Below are 15133 nucleotides of genomic sequence, written 5' to 3' on the forward strand. Positions count from 1 at the left end.
GGGGATGCGGTCAACACACGTTCCGGGACGGCATCCGCCCGCGTCGACGACGATCAGGGCAGACGCCAATCGACCGGTTCGGCCCCCATCTCCTCGAGCGCCTGATTGGCGCGGGAGAACGGGCGCGAACCGAAGAAGCCGCGCGAAGCCGACAGCGGCGAAGGGTGCGGTGATGTGATGATGACGGCGTTGGTGAGCAGCGGCTCGAGCGTCTGCGCGTTGCGCCCCCACAGGATCGCGACGAGCGGACGCGGCCTGCCGGTCGCGGGGTCGATACGCGCGTTCAGCGCGCGGATGGCGGCCTCGGTGACCTCCTCCCAGCCCTTGCCCTGATGCGAGTTGGGGCGTCCCACACCGACCGTCAGGCACCTGTTGAGCAGCAGCACGCCACGTTCCGTCCATGGTGTCAGATCGCCGTTGGAGGGCATGGGCACATCCAGATCGGCGGTCATCTCCTTATATATATTGACAAGGCTCTTCGGCAGGGGACGCACATCCGGGGCCACGCAGAAGCTCAGTCCCACCGGATGCCCGGGCGTGGGGTAGGGGTCCTGGCCCACGATCAGCACCTTGATCGAGTCGAACGGGATCGTGAACGCCCTGAGGATGTTGTGCGCGGCGGGCAGCCAGCGACGGCCGGCGCGGTTCTCCTCGCGCAGGAAGTCGCCCATGCGGTGGATCGTCGGTTCGACATCGGCCAAGGCGGCGGCCCAGCCGGGTTCGACGAGTTCTCCCAACGGTTTGATTTCGCTCATGGCTCCACACTCTACCCGCATCACGACCATGCGGAAGGGAGCGGGGCGGAGCGGATGGTGTGTGCGTGATGTGCGCGTGACACGGTGGGCGGTCCCGTTCGGGCGGCCGTGACGTTACACTCGGTGGGTAGTGTGACGAATGGAGGACAGGAACATCATGGCGAAGAACGATAAGGACGAGGCCGATTCCTACGAGCCGGATGCGTTCGACAACCCGCCGAAGGGGCCGGCGGGCATGCATCGCGGCGCGCGCTCGGCGGTGGCGAGGTTCGCGCCGTTCGTCGTGGTCGTGCTCGTCGCGGCGCTCGCCGGCGTCGGAGCATGGGGCGTGTTCTCGGGCGAGATCGGCAAGGTGAAGCTGCCGTGGACGCAATCGGCGTCCGCCTCCGCGTCCTCCACCTCGGACGCGGCGAAGAAGAAGGCGGCCGCGGCGGCGAAGAAGAAGGCCGCGGCGAAGAAGGCCGCCGAGCAGAAGGCCGCGGAGGAACAGGCTGCCAAGCAGCAGGCCGAGCAGCAGGCGGCGGCCGAACAGCAGGCGCAGGCCGAGCAGCAGGCCGCGCAGGCGGCCCAGCCGGACAAGACCAAGGGTGTGACCGTCATCAACGGCACCGGCATCTCCGGCTACGCCGCCACCAAGCAGGGCGTACTCACCTCCGCCGGATACACGAACGTCGCCGCGTCCAATCCGACCGGCAGTCTGCCGTCGGCCACCGTGGTGTGGTATGAGTCCGATGCGGACAAGGCCACGGCGGACGACGTGGCGTCCACGCTCGGCATCACGAACGTGCAGCAGGCCAGCGGCTTGGGCGGATCCATCGTCGTCGTGCTCATGAGCTGACCCGCATCCGGGGTTTCACGGGCATCAATCCGGTCCGCCGGCCCACGTCCACGGTTCGTTCCATATTTGCGCTCCCTCTGTTGTCGTTGACATGGGTCACGTCTATACTGTCCCTTTAGTCGCGAGGCGGGGGGAGCGCGGTGTTGTAGTTCTTTATTCCCTCCGTGTCGGGAGAGATTACAGCTCACACAGCTAAGGGAAGTGCAACATGGCGCAAGGAACCGTAAAGTTTTTCAGTAACGGCAAAGGGTATGGCTTCATCACCCCGGATGGTGGTGGCGACGACGTCTTCGTCCACTATTCGGTGATTTCCGGCGAGGGGTTCAAGACCCTCGACGAGGGAGACAAGGTCGAATACGAGGCGGAGAAAGGGCCGAAAGGCATGCAGGCCACCAAGGTCACCAAATTGTAGTCGACGCGATGTGGCTTCTGTGACATCGCCCACCATGAAATCCCTAGGTTCGTGAGGTTGAGGATTCGGACCCCTCAGGTTGCCCCGGTCGGTACGACGGGGCTTTTTTCATGCCCGGACGGGCCGGCGACGTCGCCGGTCAAGCCCAAAGCGCAATCGTGGGGCGCGGTGTTGGCACTCGACGGGGTGGAGTGCTAATCTCATGGTTAGCACTCGGAGGTCGAGAGTGATAACCGGTAGCTGACGGCCGGTATCGCGTGGGCCTTGCGGGTGGACATCGGTACACCAGCCATTTGGAGGATGAACACAACCATGGCAAAGATCATTGCGTATGATGAGGATGCTCGCCAGGGCATGCTGGAGGGCCTCGACAAGCTCGCCAACACCGTGAAGGTCACGCTGGGCCCGAAGGGCCGCAACGTCGTGCTCGACAAGACCTACGGCGCGCCGACCATCACCAACGACGGCGTCTCCATCGCCAAGGAGATCGACCTCGAGGATCCGTACGAACGCATCGGCGCCGAGCTGGTCAAGGAAGTCGCCAAGAAGACCGACGACGTCGCGGGCGACGGCACCACCACCGCCACCGTGCTGGCCCAGTCCCTCGTGCATGAGGGCCTGAAGAACGTGGTCGCCGGTTCCAACCCGATCGCGCTGCGCCGCGGCATCGAGAAGGCCTCCGACGCCATCGTCAAGGAGCTCATCGCCGCCGCCAAGGACGTCGAGACCAAGGACCAGATCGCCGCGACCGCGACCATCTCCGCCGCCGATCCGGAAGTCGGTGAGAAGATCGCCGAGGCCCTGGACAAGGTTGGTCAGGATGGCGTCGTCACCGTCGAGGACAACAACCGCTTCGGCCTGGACCTCGAGTTCACCGAGGGCATGCGCTTCGACAAGGGCTACATCGCCCCGTACTTCGTCACCAACGCCGACGACCAGACCGCCGTGCTCGAGGATCCGTACATCCTGCTGACCTCCGGCAAGGTGTCCAGCCAGCAGGACGTCGTCCACGTGGCCGAGCTGGTCATGAAGACCGGCAAGCCGCTGCTGATCATCGCCGAGGACGTCGACGGCGAGGCGCTGCCGACCCTCATCCTCAACAACATCCGCGGCACCTTCAAGTCCTGCGCCGTCAAGGCCCCGGGCTTCGGTGACCGCCGCAAGGCCATGCTCCAGGACATGGCCATCCTCACCGGTGCCCAGGTCGTCTCCGACGAGCTCGGCCTCAAGCTCGACTCCGTCGACGTCTCCGTGCTCGGCCACGCCAAGAAGGTCATCGTCTCCAAGGACGAGACCACCATCGTGCAGGGTGCCGGCTCCAAGGAGGACATCGACGCCCGCGTGGCCCAGATCCGCGCCGAGATCGAGAACACCGACTCTGATTACGACCGCGAGAAGCTGCAGGAGCGTCTCGCCAAGCTGGCCGGCGGCGTCGCCGTCATCAAGGTCGGCGCGGCCACCGAGGTCGAGGCCAAGGAGCGCAAGCACCGCATCGAGGACGCCGTGCGCAACGCGAAGGCCGCCATCGAGGAAGGCCTGCTGCCCGGCGGTGGCGTGGCCCTCGTCCAGGCCGCCAAGAAGGCCGAGTCGGCCGAGGCCGTCACCTCGCTGACCGGCGAGGAGGCCACCGGTGCCGCCATCGTCTTCCGCGCCATCGAGGCCCCGATCAAGCAGATCGCCGAGAACGCCGGCGTCTCCGGCGACGTCGTGATCAACACGGTCCGCTCCCTGCCGGACGGTGAAGGCTTCAACGCCGCCACCGACACCTACGAGGATCTGCTGGCCGCCGGCGTCACCGACCCGGTCAAGGTGACCCGTTCCGCCCTGCAGAACGCCGCCTCCATCGCCGGCCTGTTCCTGACCACCGAGGCCGTCGTCGCCAACAAGCCCGAGCCGGCTCCGGCCGCTCCGGCCGCCGGCGCCGACATGGGCTACTGATCGGAAGGCCGATCGGTTCCATCAGGTGACTGACTGAACGGGGCCGTGCATGTCTTGGGACATGCACGGCCCCGTTCGTCGTATCCGGGCACTGCAATCCGTCGGATCATCGCGCCCGGATCACTGCGCGAAGAGGCGCGTGGCCTGGGATTCCGCGTCCGCGTAGACCGTGGACGCCTGCGTCAGGGCGTTCTGGATCGACTCCAGCGACGTCTCCATCTGCTGTTGCGCGGCGCGCCACTGGGCCGCCACCGCGGTGAACTGCGTGGCCGCCGAACCGCGCCAGGCGTCCTGCAACGCGTTGAGGTTCGCGTACATGCCGGCCACGGCCTGTCTGATCTGACCGACCGAGGCCTGCACCGCGGCGCTCGATGATTGGATCCTTTCCGAATCCACCTGATATTGGGGCATCGTCGTCTCCTTTGTGTCATGGGCTGGTATTGTCTGTTGGTGCAACCGGTCGCTAAGGTGGAGTCTATGATGTCTGCACGAATGAGGAATGGAAAAACGGCCCCTGTGGTCGGAGCCCCCGTCGACGGCGTGTCGCCGATGCGGAAATGGCTTGTCTGCTTGGTTCTTGCGCTGATGTGTGCGATGTGGATAACTCCCGCGGCCCTCGCCGCGGACACGCCCACGACCACCAACGACATCACCGACACGCAGAACCTGCTCGGCAAGAACGAGTCGGCCGTCTCCGATGCGATGAAGCGCACCGAGGAGGAGACCGGCGTGCACGTGCGTCTGCTCTACGTCGACAGCTTCGGCACGAAGGACAAATCCGCGTTCGCCTCATCCGCATTGGAATCCACCGATCCGGAGCCGAACACCGTCCTGCTCGCCGTGGCCTCGGGCGACGGCAGCCTCGTCGTATGCGTCTCCAAGAACTCCGATGAATGGCTCAACAACCAGAAGACCATCGACGCGCTGAGCGAAGCCGCCATGCAGCCGCTCACCAAGCAGGGCGCGCAGGACTGGCCCGGCGCCGCCATGGCCATGATGGACGAGATCAAACAGCAGAAGCAGACCTCCACGAATTCGGGTGTGATGCGGATCGGCGTCATCGTGATGGTCGGCGTGCTCGGCGTGCTCGTCGTCGTCATCATCGTCACCGTCGTCGTACGCCGTCGCCGCGAGGTCGGCGAGGACGCGGCGCAGGCCGTGGATGCCGACGATCGGGAGCCGTCGCAGGCTGAGGCGTCCGTCATCGGTGCCGCGGCCGGAACGGAGCCCGGGCCCGAGGATCCGACCGTCGTCTCGGACGACACGGTGGCGTCCCCGACCGTCATGGCCCCGGCGGAGGAACCGGAACGGCCGATGACGCGGCGTGAACTGCGCGAGGCGCGCAAGCGCCGTCGCGGGCCGTTCGGCCGCTGACGGCATCGGGGCGACAATGCACAGTCGGCTCTCAGGAAACCCACAGGCAACGAGTCCAAGCTGGGAGCCATGAGCAAGCCCATCGAAGCATCCATCGTCGTCGTCGACGACGAACCGTCCATCCGCGAACTGCTGGTCGCATCCCTTCACTTCGCGGGATTCGAAGTGAACACCGCCGCCTCCGGATCCGAGGCCATCGAAGTCATCGAGAAGGTCGAGCCGGATCTCATCGTGCTCGACGTGATGCTGCCGGACATCGACGGCTTCACCGTCACCCGCCGTATCCGGCAGGAGGGCATCAACGCCCCCGTGCTGTTCCTCACCGCCCGCGATGACACGCAGGACAAGGTGATGGGACTGACCGTCGGCGGCGACGACTACGTCACCAAGCCGTTCAGCCTGGAGGAGGTCGTCGCCCGCATCCGCGCCATCCTGCGCCGCACCCGCGAACAGGTGGACGACGACCCGATCATCCGCGTCGGCGACCTCGAGATCAACGAGGATTCGCATGACGTGACCCGCGCCGGACAGACCGTCGACCTGAGCCCCACCGAATACAAGCTGCTGCGCTACCTCATGGACAACGCCGGACGCGTGCTGTCCAAGGCGCAGATCCTCGACCACGTGTGGCAGTACGACTGGGGCGGCGACGCGGCCATCGTCGAAAGCTACATCTCCTACCTGCGCAAGAAGGTCGACGGCGTCATGGTCGAAGGCGAGGACGGCGAGAAGCACAAGGTCACGCCGCTCATCGAGACCAAGCGCGGCATCGGCTACATGATCCGCGAACCGAAGTCATGATTCCCCAGCCGAACTATCCGCCCAAGAACGGCCACCGAACGGACACGACGCGCGCCATCATCCTCAAGCCGCCGAAGCCGACCGGATGGCGGCGCGTCCCGCGGTTCTTCCTCGACCATATCGACCGCGTCTCGCTGAGCACCAAGCTCGTCGCATGCACGCTCGTGGTGCTCATCGTCGGCACGATCGGCATCTCCGCGTCCATCCGACAGCTCGTCGGCAGCTACCTGCTCGAAAAAACCGATTCGCAGATCACCTCGCAGCGCAACATCGTGCTCACCGGCACGCTGCTACGGGACTCCGACCTGCGCAACAACGGCCTCAACACGTATTTCCTCCAGGTCAGGCCCGTCAAGAACGGCAAGCTCACCGGGCAGGTCGACACGCTGCTCTACCCGGTACTCGACGGCAACGTCGTATCGATTCCACAACTGCCGTCCAACAGCCAGATCGACGTGGATTCGCTCGGGCAGCCGTTCACCACGAGTGGGGTCTCCACGACGGTGGGGCAGATGGAGGCCGCGGCAGCGAAGAACGGATCGTCGTCCTCGACAGGCGGTTCCGATTCGTCCGATGGTTCCGGCGGTTCCGGCACGGCCGATGGTTCCGGTGGCCCCGACGCGTCCGGCGGCTCCGACGCCGGCGGCGCCGGGCAGGACGGGGCGGGGGATCCGGGAGTCGGACAGCCGGATATTGTCTCATCTCCCAGCCGCAAGACGCTCGACCAGGCGAGTGCGCCATGGCGAGTCGCCGCCTTCCAACGGCAGTCCGCCGACAATACCGTCACCGCCATCGTGTTCATCGGTCTGTCACTCGCCGACCAGATCGACATCATCGACACGCTGACCAAATACTGCGTGACCGTCGGCATCGCGATCGTGCTGCTCGGCGGCTCCCTGGCCGCGCTCACCATCCAGCGCACGCTCGACCCGCTCAAACGCATCGAGAAGACCGCCGCGAAGATCGCCGCCGGAGACCTCACCCAACGTGTGCCGTGGGCGCCCGAGAATACGGAGATCGGCTCGCTCGCCGTCTCCCTCAACACGATGCTCGCGCGCATCGAGAAAAGCTTCCATGAACAGGAACAGACCACGGCGAAGATGAAACGCTTCGTCTCCGACGCGAGTCATGAGCTCAGAACCCCGCTCGCAGCAATCCACGGCTATGCGGAGCTGTACACGATGCAGCGCGGCATGCCGGGGGCCTTGGAGCGCGCCGACGAGTCGATCGCCCACATCGAGAAGTCCAGCCAGCGCATGACCGTGCTCGTCGAAGATCTGCTCTCGCTCGCACGCCTCGACGAGGGGCGCGGCATCGACATGACGCAGACCGTATCGCTCACCAGCGTGGTCGCCGACGCGCTCGACGACCTGCACGCGCTCGACCCCGAACGCGAGGTGACGCGCGGCACCATCGTCTACAAGCCGGCCGAAGGACTCGACCAGCCGTCGGACATCGCGATTGCGCCGGGCGAGATGACCCCCGTCACACTCACCGGCGATGCCTCCCGTCTTCGCCAGGTGGTGACGAACATCGTCGGCAACATCCACCGCTACACGCCCTCCGACTCGCCCGCCCGCATCGGATTGGGCATCGTACCCGCCTCCATCCGGCCCGACGAGCTCGCCATGCTACCGTCCACCGACGAGTCGATGCGACGATTCCTCGACGCGGTCGAAGTGGGGCATTCGATGCGCACCGGCACCAACTGCGCCGTGCTGCGCTTCGAGGATCACGGCCCCGGCGTGCCGGACGAGTCACGTGACCAGATCTTCGAACGGTTCTACACGGCCGATCCGTCGCGAGCCCGCGAGAAGGGAGGCACCGGACTCGGCCTCGCCATCGCGCAGTCCGTCGTCAAGGCGCATCACGGGCTCATCTGCGCCACACCCACCGACGGCGGCGGGCTCACGTTCACCATCGTGCTGCCGCTCGGTCCGGTCGAACCCGCCGTGGGAAACGACGGCGACGACACGATACGGGTCCGTGCGTCCAAGGCGACGAAGGCCAAGGAGAAGAAGGAGAAGGTCGCGAAGGAGAAGCCGAAGCGTCTGCCCTGGCTCAATCGGTAGGTGCCTGCACGTGAGCTTCCGCCGCACATGCCCCGGCGCTACGCCGAGGGCATGTGGCGGGGGAGTGCGGTAGAATGAATCGGCTTAACGATTGGAGACAAGGAAAGCGAGAGTGTACGATGCCCACCGGTCGAGTTCGTTGGTTCGATGCCGCCAAGGGGTATGGCTTCATCACCAGTGAGGAAGGCGGGGATGTGTTCCTGCCTGCGGCCGCGTTGCCCACCGGCGCCACCACGCTGCGCAAGGGCGCCAAGGTCGAGTATTCCGTAGTGGCGGGCCGCAGGGGGCCGCAGGCGATGGGCGTGAGGGTCGTCGCGTCCGCGCCGTCCCTGGTGAAGGCCACCCGTCCGAAGCCGGACGATATGGCCGCCATCTGCGAGGACCTCATCAAGATGCTGGATGCGGCCGGCAACACGCTGCGCCGGCACCGCTATCCCTCCGCGGCGGAAAGCCGCAAACTCGCCACGCTGCTGCGCGCCGTGGCCGACAATTTCGATGTGGAGGATTAAGACCGTTCCATGACCGATACCATTGAGACCCCCGGACAGGACGCGGCGACGCCGGACACGCCCGACGCGCCGCGCATCGACCCGCGCGAACTGGCGCGGTCCGTCGCGATCGCCGTCGCCGAGGAACCCGAGCAGGTCGGTGACGTCGTCGACGCCCTCGATCTGGGCGACGGCGTGACGGATTTCCGTGTCGCCGCGCACATCAAAGGCTACGAGGGATGGCAGTGGTCGGTCACGCTGTACCACGACGAGGAGCTTGACCGGTGGACGGTCAACGAGTCCTCGCTGATCCCCACCGACGACGCGCTCATGCCGCCGGCGTGGATTCCATGGAAGGATCGTCTGGAACCGACCGACCTGGCACCCACCGATTCGATCGGCACCGACCCGGACGACCCGCGTCTCGAAGACGGCTTCCGCAGGACCGAGCCCGTGGCCGATACGGCTGAGGGCGTCGACGAGGGCGATGCCGCCGATACAACCGGCGACGCCGCGGCCAGCGACGATGCCGATGCGGATTCCGACATCGACGGCGCCGCCGATTCCGCAGACGGTCGAAGCGAGACCGACCAGCGCGAGGACGTGGACGAGGCGGTCGAGGAATTCGACCTGTCCCGCCGCCACGTGCTCTCCCCGCTTGGGCGCGCGCAGACCGCGAAACGCTGGTATGAGGGGCCGCGCGGCCCGAAGGCCATGTCCACGAAGACCGCGTCCGGGCATCTGTGCTCGACCTGTGGGTTCTTCGTGCCGCTGAAAGGCGAGTTGAACCTGCTGTTCGGCGTGTGCGCGAACAAGTGGAGCCCGGACGACGGTCGTGTCGTCTCCCTCGACCATGGCTGCGGCGAACATTCGGAGATCGAGCCGCCGGAGCCGAGCCGTCTGTGGGTGCAGTCGAAGCCGGCCTTCGATGACCTGCACATCGATATCATCGCGCAGAAGCCGCGTGAGGAACGCGCGCAGATCGAACTCCTCGAGCAGGAGGACGCCGGTGATGCGGCGGACGTCGCAGACGAACCGGAGACGGTGGAATCCGTCGACGCGGCGGAGACCGTCGTGACGGACGATGAGACCGCCGAGGCGACCGAACAGGACATCGAGGAGAACACCGAGATCGACGCGGACGCCCCCGAGATCGAGGAGAACACCGTGGAGGCGGACGACGGCCCGGAGCTCGAAGCGGTCGTCAGCCTCGCCGATACGGACGCGGACGCCGATGCGGACGATGCGGACGATGCCGGAGAACCGGACTCCGCCGCTGGCACGGACGTGACGGATTCCGCGGATCTGGCCGTCGACTCGGCATCGACGGAACCGGAGACGTTCGCGGACGGCGAGACGAACGACCCGGCCGACGGTGGTTCCGCCGACGATGATCACACCGACGAGATGTCCGATGAATCCGAGCAGGATGGTGCCGCCGAGACGGACGACACCGCGCAGTGACGCGGCGGCGACGACGAATACGGCGAGGGGAGGAAGCGATGTCGTATCGCTTCCTCCCCTCGCCGTATCGCTCGGGCGTGGTCGGGGATTCTACACCCGCCGCGTCGCCCTTGCCGCCGCTAGCGGGCCATCGTTCAGTGGACCACGGTGACCGTGCACTCCGCGAAGTTCACGATCTGACGCGACACCGAGCCGAGGAAATGCGCGTCCAGACCACTCAGGCCACGCGAACCGACCACCAGATGGCTCGCATACCGGGAGGCGGCCACCAGTCCCTTCGATGCGGTGATGTGGAAGGCGTGCGACTCCACCTCGACGCCCTCGGGGATGGCGGTATCGGCCACAAGCCCGGCGAGCAGCTCTTCGGCGCGTCGCTGGCCCACCTCGATCGGCGCGACCGCACGCTCGTAGCCGGGCACCACGCCCAGATCCTTCAACTGCCAGCAGAACAGCACATGCAACGGCGCGTCATGCACCTGCGCCTCGCGGATCGCGAACGCCAACGCGCGACGCGACGTGTCCGAACCGTCCACGCCGACGACCACCGGACGACGCGACTCCTCGACCACGCCCTCGCTCGGCGCATAGTGCACGGTCTCCTTGACGGGGGAGAGGGCGTTCGCGATGTCGTCGGTCACCGACTCGTCCTCGCCTCCGGCGACGCGCACCACGGTGACCGGCACTTCGGCCTCCTCCGCGAGCGATGCGGACAGCGAACCCATGAACCAGCGGGCCACACGGCCCAGCGAACGGCGGCCCACGACGATCTGCTGCGCGTCGCGGCCAATCTTGAGCAGCGCCGCCGTGCCGGACGCCTTCACCGACGTGAGCTTCAGCCTGTCGGCGTCGAAGTCGATGCCGGCGCACGCCTCATCCACCCACTCGCGCAGTTGGGCGGCGATGTCGCGACGCACCTTGTCCCACGCCTCCTCGCTGTCCGGTTCCGCGCCCATATCCCACGAATGGGTCCATCCGAACACCGCGTTGACGCGCTGACCCGTCAGACCGGCCTCGCGCATCGCCCATGTGAGCGCCGCGAACGACTCATCGGAACCATCCACGCCGACGACGATGTCGGCCGTCGGATCATACGGGGAATCGAATGTAGTCATCGTAAACCTCCCTTGGTCGTGACTGAAGGACATCCACCAGTCCCAGCATATCGCCTTCCCATACGTCCTGAGCGGAAATCCGGGACGCAACAGGGCAAACGTCACCGCGAATCGCTAAAGTGAGGGGCAGTGTCAATTGAGGAAGGACAATAATGTTCGAACGGTTCACAGACCGTGCGCGGCGCGTGATCGTGTTGGCGCAGGAGGAAGCACGCTCCCTCCAGCACAACTACATCGGCACCGAACACCTCCTGCTCGGACTGATCCGCGAAGGTGAGGGCGTGGCCGCCAAGGCGCTCGCCGCGAAGGGCGTGGAGCTCGACGCCACCCGCAAGCAGGTCGAGGAGATGATCGGCAAGGGCAACGCGACGTCCAACGGCCATATACCCTTCACCACGCACGCCAAGCAGGTGCTCGAACTGAGCCTGCGCGAGGCGCTGCAGCTCGGCCACAGCTACATCGGCACCGAGCACATCCTGCTCGGCCTCATCCGCGAGGGCGAGGGCGTGGGCACGCAGGTGCTCATCAAGATGGACGTCGATCTGGGCGAGCTGCGCTCCACCACCATCGACATGATCCGCGGCAATTCCGGCGACGGCAAGGCCAAGGGCGATCTGGCGAACGCCGGCGGCGTGGCCGACAAGGCCAACAAGTCCGGTTCGGCCATCCTCGACCAGTTCGGCCGCAACCTCACGGCCGAAGCCGCCGAGGGCAAGCTCGACCCGGTCATCGGCCGCTCTCAGGAGATCGAGCGCGTCATGGTCGTGCTCTCCCGCCGTACCAAGAACAACCCGGTGCTGATCGGCGAGCCCGGCGTCGGCAAGACCGCCGTCGTCGAAGGCCTCGCGCAGAAGATCCAGGAAGGCGACGTGCCGGAGACGCTCAAGGGCAAGCAGGTCTACTCGCTGGATCTCGGCTCCATGGTGGCCGGCTCGCGCTACCGCGGCGACTTCGAGGAGCGCCTCAAGAAGGTCCTCAAGGAGATCAAGACCCGCGGCGACATCGTGCTGTTCATCGACGAGATCCACACGATCGTCGGCGCCGGCTCGGCCGACGGCGCGCTCGGCGCGTCCGACATGCTCAAGCCGATGCTCGCGCGCGGCGAACTGCAGACCATCGGCGCCACCACCACCGACGAGTACCGCAAGTACATCGAGAAGGACGCGGCCCTCGAACGCCGCTTCCAGCCGATCCAGGTGCATGAGCCGACGATCGCCGAGACCATCGAGATCCTCAAGGGTCTGCGCTCGCGCTACGAGAACCACCACAAGGTGACCATCACCGATGGCGCGCTCCAGTCCGCGGCCGAGCTGTCGGCCCGCTACATCCAGGACAGGAACCTGCCGGACAAGGCCATCGACCTGATCGACGAGGCCGGTGCGCGTCTGAGGATCAAGCGCCTCACCACGCCGCCGGAGCTCAAGGAGCTCGACCAGAAGGTCACGAAGCTCTCCGCCGAGAAGGAGCAGGCCGTCAAGGACCAGGACTTCGAGAAGGCGGCCTCCCTGCGCGACGACCTCGAGAAGATGCAGACCGAGCTTAAGGAGAAGCAGAAGGCCTGGCATGAGGGCGAGTCCGACGTGAAGATGGTCGTGGACGAGGACGTGATCGCCGAGGTCATCTCCTCCACCACCGGCATCCCCGTGGTCAAGCTCACGCAGGCCGAATCGAAGAAGCTCCTCAACATGGAGAAGGAGCTGCACAAGCGCATCATCGGCCAGGACGAGGCGGTCTCCGCGCTGTCCCGTTCCATCCGCCGCACGCGCGTCGGCCTCAAGGATCCGAAGCGTCCGTCCGGCTCGTTCATCTTCGCCGGCCCCACGGGCGTCGGCAAGACCGAGCTCGCCAAGACGCTCGCCGAATTCCTGTTCGACGACGAGGACGCGCTCATCCGCGTCGACATGTCCGAGTTCTCCGAGAAGTACGCCGCCTCGCGCCTGTTCGGTGCGCCCCCGGGATACGTCGGCTACGAGGAGGGCGGCGAGCTCACCGAGAAGGTGCGCCGTAAGCCGTTCTCCGTCGTGCTGTTCGACGAGATCGAGAAGGCCCATCCGGACATCTTCAACACGCTGTTGCAGGTGCTCGACGACGGCCATCTGACCGACGGCCAGGGCCGCAAGGTCGACTTCAAGAACACGATCATCATCCTGACCACCAACCTCGGCACGCGTGATATCGCGAAGGCCGCCAACACGGGCTTCAACCTGGGCTCCAACACCGAGTCCAGCTACCAGCGCATGAAGGAGCAGGTGAGCGCCGAACTCAAGCAGCAGTTCCGCCCCGAGTTCCTCAACCGTCTGGACGACATCATCGTGTTCAAGCAGCTCACCGAGCCGCAGGTGCGCCAGATCGTCGATCTCGACGTCAAGCAGCTCAACGACCGTCTGTTCGACCGCCACATGTCGCTCGAACTCACGGACGCCGCGAAGGATCTGCTCGCGCAGAAGGGCTTCGACCCGCTGCTCGGCGCCCGTCCGCTGCGCCGCGTGATCCAGCGCGACATCGAGGACGCGATCTCCGAGAAGATCCTCATGGGCGAGCTCACGGACGGCCAGCGCGTGGTCGTCGACGCGGAGGGTGAAGGCATCCTCGGCGAGTTCACGTTCAAGGGCGAGGACTTCGAGGAGCCGAAGGCCGGCGAAGGCGACAAGGACGCGTCGCAGGGCGAGCTCGTCGGAGCCTCCGCCGACGCGTCCGGGGCCGGCGAGACCCCGGCGACGGGCGATTCCGTGCAGGAGTGATCTCCACTCCGCCCGACGGACCATGATCGATGGGCGGCCCCATACGGGGCCGCCCATCGTCGTATTCCCGGCCGGGCCGCGCACGGAGCCGGCCGCATGCCGTGCGGACGGCGGGGATTGACGCCCCGCGCGCGCCGGACCTAAGGTGGTGGCGTATCGATGGCGAGACGGGAGGCGGGATGCATTACATCGACGACAGCCGGCAGGAGCTGCTGGTCTCCTCGCCCCAGTTCCCGGCGCTCGTGCTCGCCCATGATTCATACGACAAGGCGCCGTTCCACTGGCACCCCGGGTTCGAGGTCGTCTACGCCAAGGACTGCGCGGTGGCCGTCTCGCTGAAGGAACGGATGGTGAGGCTCTCGCCGGGCGAGGCGTTCGTCGTGCCGGCCGGCGTGATGCACGCGGTGCGCATGCTGGAGGACGACGACGCATCCAGCGCGCCGCGGGCGCTGTCCGTCACCGTCAACCCCGCCGACATGGCGTCGGTCTTCCCCGGCGTGATGCAGGCGCAACGCTCCATCGACTACGAACGCTGCAACCGGGACGGCGCCAAGGCGTTGGCGGGGGAGTGCGACGAATTCTACCGGCATCTCGCCGGGGACGGCCCCGCACGCTATCTTGCCGCGAACGCCGACTTCTACGCGCTGATTTCGACGATCTTCGAACGGTACGCCTGCCTCGACGGCCTCGCCGGCGATGGCACCGGTCATGACGAACAGACCGTGGCGCTCATCTACCGGTACGTCCAGACCCGGTTCATGGAGCCGATCACCACCACCGGGGTCGCACGTCACTTCGGGTACTCCCGCGAATACTTCTCGCGCTTCTTCAAACGGTACGTGGGCGTCTCGTTCCGGGAATACGTGACCGAGCTGCGGCTGGACGTGGCGTGCGAGCGCCTGCGCGCAAGCGACGTCCCCGCCGGAAGGATCGGCAGGATGGCGGGCTTCCCCAACGAGAAGAGCTTCCGTCAGGCGTTCGACCGCAGGTTCGGCTGCACGCCGGCGCAATACCGGGCCAACGAACGCGGACACGGCGACGCCGACTGGACGACACGGGAGTAGAGCCCGCCGCACCGGGGCAGGGGAGACCACGGGCCCGCTACCCTCCCGGACGCGTGGGTCACAGAACGCCCCGG

General features: G+C 66.4%; 13 protein-coding genes. 10 read left to right on the forward strand and 3 right to left on the reverse strand.

Features of this window, described 5'->3' with window-relative positions:
• Nucleotides 1–53: 53 nt before the first annotated feature.
• Nucleotides 54–755: a uracil-DNA glycosylase gene (locus AC1AYR_RS00890; RefSeq protein ID WP_476511054.1), complete on the reverse strand. Its 702-nt coding sequence runs from the start codon at nucleotides 753–755 to the stop codon at nucleotides 54–56.
• 157 nt (nucleotides 756–912) lie between these two features.
• On the opposite strand from AC1AYR_RS00890, the gene AC1AYR_RS00895 reads away from it, so the two are divergent.
• The 3 genes from AC1AYR_RS00895 (at nucleotide 913) to groL (ending at nucleotide 3943) form a co-directional block, all read left to right on the forward strand.
• Nucleotides 913–1593, forward strand: a complete 681-nt coding sequence (locus AC1AYR_RS00895; RefSeq protein ID WP_476511053.1) for a LytR C-terminal domain-containing protein — start codon at nucleotides 913–915, stop codon at nucleotides 1591–1593.
• Nucleotides 1594–1801: 208 nt separating this feature from the next.
• Complete coding sequence (locus AC1AYR_RS00900) at nucleotides 1802–2005, forward strand: cold-shock protein (RefSeq protein WP_034529900.1); 204 nt, start codon at nucleotides 1802–1804, stop codon at nucleotides 2003–2005.
• Between the two features lie 312 nt (nucleotides 2006–2317).
• Nucleotides 2318–3943 (forward strand): chaperonin GroEL, encoded by a 1626-nt coding sequence (gene groL, locus AC1AYR_RS00905; protein WP_476511052.1) that lies wholly within the window; start codon nucleotides 2318–2320, stop codon nucleotides 3941–3943.
• 120 nt (nucleotides 3944–4063) lie between these two features.
• Here the strand turns inward: groL and AC1AYR_RS00910 are convergent, their stop codons facing one another.
• Nucleotides 4064–4354, reverse strand: coding sequence for a WXG100 family type VII secretion target (locus tag AC1AYR_RS00910; protein ID WP_034529895.1), 291 nt, complete (start codon nucleotides 4352–4354; stop codon nucleotides 4064–4066).
• Between the two features lie 183 nt (nucleotides 4355–4537).
• Between AC1AYR_RS00910 and AC1AYR_RS00915 the strand changes: the two genes are divergently transcribed.
• The 5 genes from AC1AYR_RS00915 (at nucleotide 4538) to AC1AYR_RS00935 (ending at nucleotide 10142) form a co-directional block, all read left to right on the forward strand.
• Entirely contained in the window at nucleotides 4538–5317 is a 780-nt protein-coding gene (locus tag AC1AYR_RS00915; RefSeq protein WP_476511051.1) for a TPM domain-containing protein, read from the forward strand.
• 69 nt (nucleotides 5318–5386) lie between these two features.
• Complete coding sequence (locus tag AC1AYR_RS00920) at nucleotides 5387–6118, forward strand: response regulator transcription factor (RefSeq protein ID WP_034529893.1); 732 nt, start codon at nucleotides 5387–5389, stop codon at nucleotides 6116–6118.
• Nucleotides 6115–8190: a sensor histidine kinase gene (locus AC1AYR_RS00925; RefSeq protein WP_476511050.1), complete on the forward strand. Its 2076-nt coding sequence runs from the start codon at nucleotides 6115–6117 to the stop codon at nucleotides 8188–8190. The genes AC1AYR_RS00920 and AC1AYR_RS00925 overlap by 4 nt, the downstream gene beginning before the upstream one ends.
• Before the next feature lie 119 nt (nucleotides 8191–8309).
• Entirely contained in the window at nucleotides 8310–8699 is a 390-nt protein-coding gene (locus AC1AYR_RS00930; RefSeq protein ID WP_476511049.1) for a cold-shock protein, read from the forward strand.
• 9 nt (nucleotides 8700–8708) lie between these two features.
• The gene (locus AC1AYR_RS00935) at nucleotides 8709–10142 is read left to right on the forward strand and encodes a DUF3027 domain-containing protein (protein ID WP_476555105.1); all 1434 of its coding nucleotides are present in this window, start codon (nucleotides 8709–8711) and stop codon (nucleotides 10140–10142) included.
• A gap of 134 nt (nucleotides 10143–10276) precedes the next feature.
• Here the strand turns inward: AC1AYR_RS00935 and AC1AYR_RS00940 are convergent, their stop codons facing one another.
• Nucleotides 10277–11254 (reverse strand): universal stress protein, encoded by a 978-nt coding sequence (locus AC1AYR_RS00940; RefSeq protein ID WP_476511047.1) that lies wholly within the window; start codon nucleotides 11252–11254, stop codon nucleotides 10277–10279.
• 152 nt (nucleotides 11255–11406) lie between these two features.
• Between AC1AYR_RS00940 and AC1AYR_RS00945 the strand changes: the two genes are divergently transcribed.
• Entirely contained in the window at nucleotides 11407–13995 is a 2589-nt protein-coding gene (locus tag AC1AYR_RS00945) for an ATP-dependent Clp protease ATP-binding subunit (protein WP_476511046.1), read from the forward strand.
• A 179-nt stretch (nucleotides 13996–14174) separates the two neighbouring features.
• On the forward strand, nucleotides 14175–15059 hold the full coding sequence (locus AC1AYR_RS00950) for an AraC family transcriptional regulator (protein WP_476511045.1): 885 nt from the start codon (nucleotides 14175–14177) through the stop codon (nucleotides 15057–15059).
• The last annotated feature ends 74 nt before the right edge of the window (nucleotides 15060–15133 follow it).

Source organism: Bifidobacterium sp. LH_417 (assembly GCF_056357035.1).

Bases quoted from the DNA above. Each gene is read 5' to 3' on its own strand.
- groL (WP_476511052.1), top strand. From the start codon at position 2,318: ATGGCAAAGATCATTGCGTATGATGAGGATGCTCGCCAGGGCATGCTG.
- AC1AYR_RS00950 (WP_476511045.1), top strand. From the start codon at position 14,175: ATGCATTACATCGACGACAGCCGGCAGGAGCTGCTGGTCTCCTCGCCC.
- AC1AYR_RS00910 (WP_034529895.1), bottom strand. From the start codon at position 4,354: ATGCCCCAATATCAGGTGGATTCGGAAAGGATCCAATCATCGAGCGCC.
- AC1AYR_RS00900 (WP_034529900.1), top strand. From the start codon at position 1,802: ATGGCGCAAGGAACCGTAAAGTTTTTCAGTAACGGCAAAGGGTATGGC.
- AC1AYR_RS00920 (WP_034529893.1), top strand. From the start codon at position 5,387: ATGAGCAAGCCCATCGAAGCATCCATCGTCGTCGTCGACGACGAACCG.
- AC1AYR_RS00915 (WP_476511051.1), top strand. From the start codon at position 4,538: ATGTGGATAACTCCCGCGGCCCTCGCCGCGGACACGCCCACGACCACC.
- AC1AYR_RS00890 (WP_476511054.1), bottom strand. From the start codon at position 755: ATGAGCGAAATCAAACCGTTGGGAGAACTCGTCGAACCCGGCTGGGCC.
- AC1AYR_RS00940 (WP_476511047.1), bottom strand. From the start codon at position 11,254: ATGACTACATTCGATTCCCCGTATGATCCGACGGCCGACATCGTCGTC.
- AC1AYR_RS00945 (WP_476511046.1), top strand. From the start codon at position 11,407: ATGTTCGAACGGTTCACAGACCGTGCGCGGCGCGTGATCGTGTTGGCG.
- AC1AYR_RS00925 (WP_476511050.1), top strand. From the start codon at position 6,115: ATGATTCCCCAGCCGAACTATCCGCCCAAGAACGGCCACCGAACGGAC.
- AC1AYR_RS00935 (WP_476555105.1), top strand. From the start codon at position 8,709: ATGACCGATACCATTGAGACCCCCGGACAGGACGCGGCGACGCCGGAC.
- AC1AYR_RS00930 (WP_476511049.1), top strand. From the start codon at position 8,310: ATGCCCACCGGTCGAGTTCGTTGGTTCGATGCCGCCAAGGGGTATGGC.
- AC1AYR_RS00895 (WP_476511053.1), top strand. From the start codon at position 913: ATGGCGAAGAACGATAAGGACGAGGCCGATTCCTACGAGCCGGATGCG.